4 protein-coding genes are annotated in these 3,697 nt (G+C 61.3%); 2 read left to right on the forward strand and 2 right to left on the reverse strand.

The genetic code is table 11. The annotated features are described in order from the left end of the window. Positions 1-412: 412 nt before the first annotated feature. Entirely contained in the window at positions 413-1,243 is an 831-nt protein-coding gene (locus tag ACFMO7_RS08780; protein WP_376795114.1) for an alpha/beta fold hydrolase, read from the forward strand. 498 nt (positions 1,244-1,741) lie between these two features. Continuing rightward, positions 1,742-1,975 (forward strand): hypothetical protein, encoded by a 234-nt coding sequence (locus ACFMO7_RS08785; protein WP_376795115.1) that lies wholly within the window; start codon positions 1,742-1,744, stop codon positions 1,973-1,975. Positions 1,976-2,500: 525 nt separating this feature from the next. Here the strand turns inward: ACFMO7_RS08785 and ACFMO7_RS08790 are convergent. Together ACFMO7_RS08790 and ACFMO7_RS08795 are read right to left on the reverse strand one after the other, a co-directional pair. Beyond that, on the reverse strand, positions 2,501-2,731 hold the full coding sequence (locus ACFMO7_RS08790; RefSeq protein WP_376795117.1) for a type ISP restriction/modification enzyme: 231 nt from the start codon (positions 2,729-2,731) through the stop codon (positions 2,501-2,503). 165 nt (positions 2,732-2,896) lie between these two features. Next, positions 2,897-3,697: tetratricopeptide repeat protein (locus ACFMO7_RS08795; protein WP_376795116.1), on the reverse strand; the 801-nt coding region annotated here is incomplete at its 5' end.

Genomic DNA, 3,697 nt, shown 5'->3' on the forward strand with positions numbered 1-3,697 from the left:
AGCACCATCGTGAACAGGCGTCTCTTCTGAGTGCCTTGATCTTCTGTGCAGTCTTCTCTTCCTTGTCTTCCTTGCTGGCCTTCCCTTATCCTCTCGCCATCAGCATCCCTGCTGGACCTATTGGCATCTTTCTGTGAACACTACCTTCTGAAGGCAGGCTCCCTTGCCGGCAGCACAACGATGAGCGGCGGGGCACCAGACACATCTGGGAGTCTGGAGCCTTGCTTGCTCACCAGGCTTCTTGATCATAGGAGGAACCATGATTCCTGAGACGTTCCAAACACAGCCCCTCTTGTCGGAAGGGCAAGGGCAGCCGTCTTTCGACGCGCTTTCCCGATGTCTGCTCACTCTCCCTGACCGTCCAGGAATGCAGCTTTCCGTCTACTACGCCCCTGCAAGGCACTCCCCTGCCGTGGGAACCGTGCTGCTTGTGCCGGGCTTCCTCCAGCCCGCTTACTGCTGGCGCAAGCAGATCCTCCCACTGACCGAGGCCGGATGGAACGTGCTGACGTGGGACCCTTCCTGGTCGCTCCAGGGCAGCTGGACGGAGAGCCTGGGTTGCTGGACAGCGGAGCTCGCTACCGTCCTGGCGGCTTCGCCCTTCCCGGCCCATCTCCCGGTGGTCCTCGTCGGCTGGTCGCTGGGAGGGGTGCTGGTCGGTGAGCTGCTCCGCCAATCGCCTCGCAGGCCAACAATTGCTGGCCTGGTGTTCGTGGGCACACCTCTCTTCCTTGAACGCCTCGCTGAGGTATTCACAGGAACAGGAACAGATGCTCCCGCGCCCTTCGACCTGTCTGAGCCGTTGACTGCCCAGTGGCTGGTACGCTTTACCACCGGGCTGACGATGAACCCACCGGCATTCGGAGAGTTTGAGCGACATCTGGGCGGAAGCTGCCTGGCACTGACCAGGCTCCTCGAGTCAGTGGACGAGCAGCGCCTTTCTCTGGCCAGCCTCCTTCCTCCCTTGCCAGCCGTCCAGGCAAGAGAGAGTATTCCCTGGCACGACTTTCGGCTGCCAACGCTCATCATCCACGGCGAGTCTGACAGACTGGTCCCTCAGATGCTGGCTCACCAGATCGCCCGGCAGCTCGAGGACGCGGGAGCCACAGTCACCCTCTCGCTCTATCCCACTGGGCATGCCCCGTTCATCGAGGAACCGGAGCGCTTTAATAGGGATCTCACCGTGTTTCTTCGGCAGCACTGTTGTCACTCATCGTCCACACCAATCCGGCTTCCGGTCTAAGTGAGCGCTTCCTCAAGCTCGTGATGGTCACGCTCCAGCTGCTCACGCCTGTCAGTTCCTCAGGGTGGCAACCATCCCGCCGCTTGCGGGCAGACTGGTCCTGCACCAGGTCGGGTCTGCTCGCAAGCGGGCCTCCCTCGTTGGTCAGCACGCTGGGCTATTCACCTGCCAGAAGCTTCCAGTCGCTGGTTGCTCTCGCTGCAAACCACTGCAGCTCTCTGTCATGCTTTCCTTCTCTCTCTTCTTATCCATCGCTCACCATTGTTAGCAACTGTTAACGATTGTTATCAATATCTAATTATTCTACCTCTTTGAGAAACTTGACAAGGTTTTACGTACCGATTATAATGATTAACGTCAGTCAATTTCTATCTATCTATTCACATCAGAAAGGGTTATTTCCTCATGCCTGTCGAATGCGATAAGGATGTCTTACACTTCTTGGAGCGTTTCACTCCTCCATTAGAGTTAGAGCTTGATCGCGAGAGGTGTCAGCGTTTGGCAGCGCTTATTCACTGGCCCCTGCGTGAAGAGGATTTCCTTCTCCTGGAAGCGCTCTTTCAGCCGCGGGAGCAACGCCCCGCCAAGAGCCGGCGGCGATTCTCGGAGAGAACGTATGAGTTTCTCTCTCTGCTCTCGGGCCGGCTGATCCACGAACAGGTGGTAGCGGCACGGGCCGCGCTTGAGTGGGGCCTGTTCCGCCTGCTGCCCCGAACGAATGAGCAAGCATGAGCAGCTCCTCTTCCCTTCTCCCTTCCTGTGTGCAGCAGCCTGCATCGTGACACGAAGGCTCAGTCAGGCCTCGGGTGCCCTTGCGTGGGGGAATCTCTGAGCCACCGTGACTTCAGGCGTGAGGGGGGCTGATTGGCTGGCTGGTGAGGGGCCAGGGAGCCCCAGGGAGTCGTGTCCCAGGACGAGGGCCAAGCGCTCTCTCCTCTGAGGCAAATTGCTCTGGCACGGAGGGGATCTGGTGACAGTGGGTCCACAGCAGCAACACAGGAGGTCTCTGGCCTGTTTCTGCCGTGGACCCACAACACAGCAGCACAGGATCAATGCAGATATTGTGTTGCAGCCTGGGCCAGTGTATCGGTAGCAGGAAAGCTGACCATAGCCGCCAACCTCAGGCATCACGCCTGAGCCGGCCTGGCGTCTGAAGTGCGTCTGTTCCGCTTGGGGAAACGACCAGAGGAGCGTCTCGCGGCCTTGTTGGGGAGGGCGTTGGTTCCTCCGCGTGTCGTTTTCCTGCGTGGCCAGTCGCTAGTGGAGCGGCCAGCCCCCGTGTTCGTCGATGACGTCGTCAATCTGCTCCATCAACGGGATGGTTTCCGCCAGCGCTGCCACGATCTGCTGATACGGCACGATGTCCTGGAAGGTCAGCACCCGCCCTTTGCGGTCTTTGAGCCACTTCGCGCAGACCTGATCGCCGCCCACTTCGAAGGTCCAGACCTCCTCTGGGACCCCAGCGAAAGATTGGGTGCGTTGATCCAGACCCGCCCCTGCTCCGAGGAAGGGTCAGCAACGAAGTCCACCCGCTCGACCCGGTTGGAGCCGGCCACGGGATAGGTGGGGCGACGCGCCGGGTCACTGGTGCGCAGCAGGTGCAGAGCGACCAGCCGCTCTCCGAGCTGGCAGAGAACGGCAAGACGCGCCTGCTCAGGGACCCCCTTCCTGTCCGTGCCCCTGCCAGCGGGGCGGGGCCGGCAGGAGCTTCAGAATCTCCTCACAGGCCTGAGACAGCTCCGGATACTGCTCCGCCAGGCCGCGCTGACGCCAGCTTTCACTCACCAGATGTGCTGTCGGAGGGACCTTTTCCAGGGGGAGAGAGAGCAGCCGCTCTACCAGGCGCCGTTGCGCCTTGTGATATTCCAGAAAATGATGGTGAGTCATCCAGGCACAACTGTCCACATACTGCTGGAAGGCCTCCTCGACACGCTTCTCCGCCAAGGCCAGGTCGCCCAGCACTTCCTCGCCCCGTCCCAGCAGCAGATCATAGCCCTCCTCCTCAGCGATCGTGCGCGCCTCTTGCCAGGCGGCCTGCGCCTCCTCGTGTCGTCCCAGGTGGGAAAGCGCTTCCACCAGGTCGCAGAGGCTGGCCACCAGCTGATAGCGATCGTGCACGTGACGCGCATGCTCACAGGCACACTGCCAGTGCCTCGCCGCCTCCTGCCAGCGCCCCCGCTCCGCCGCGACCCGCCCCTGGTAGTACTGGCTGGTGATGAAGACCTCCTCATCGAAGCCGGTCACCAGCGCATCGTCCTGCTTGAACCAGGTATTGGCCTCCTCCAGCTGCCCTTTGCGCAGCGCCACCTGCCACAGGCGGTTAGAGGTGGCCGCCAGCCCTGTGCGATCGCCGACCAGGGCATAGCACTCGAAGGCGTGGCGAAAGTGCCGCTCGGCCTGCAGCAGCTCGCCGCTCTCCAGAGAGATCAGCGCCAGCGTGCTGTGGGAGAGACC

The sequence above is a fragment of the Thermogemmatispora sp. genome (assembly GCF_042408735.1).
Classification (GTDB): domain Bacteria; phylum Chloroflexota; class Ktedonobacteria; order Ktedonobacterales; family Ktedonobacteraceae; genus Thermogemmatispora.